The organism is Neisseria sp. MVDL19-042950, assembly GCF_030504625.1.
GTDB lineage: Bacteria > Pseudomonadota > Gammaproteobacteria > Burkholderiales > Neisseriaceae > Neisseria.
Window position 1 is genome coordinate 1 of record NZ_JAUKWH010000039.1, and the last position, 389, is coordinate 389.

Below are 389 nucleotides of genomic sequence, written 5' to 3' on the forward strand. Positions count from 1 at the left end.
ACTGGCGCGACCCGCAGTACGATATGCTGTTCCAGCCGATTACCGACAGCATCCATTACCATTACGACTTCAACGGCAACCGCACCACCACCGTATTGCCCGACGGCCGCCAAATCAATTACCTGTATTACGGCAGCGGCCACCTGCACCAAATCAACCTCGACGGCGAAGTCGTCAGCGACATCGAACGCGATAAGCTGCACCGTGAAATCCAAAGGACACAGGGAGCCTTAACCAGCCGCTACGAGCTAGACCCGGTAGGCCGTCTGAAAAAACAGATTGCCGCACTCAACGGCCTGTCTGAAAGCGGCAAAGCAGCCGTAGGGGCGGGTTATATACCCGCCCGCGCCCCTGCCCAAACCGCCGTCAAACGCAGCTACGGCTACGAC

General features: G+C 58.4%; 1 pseudogene. It reads left to right on the forward strand.

Features of this window, described 5'->3' with window-relative positions:
• Nucleotides 1-389, forward strand: a pseudogene (locus tag Q0X97_RS11840) (type IV secretion protein Rhs); the annotation flags it as partial.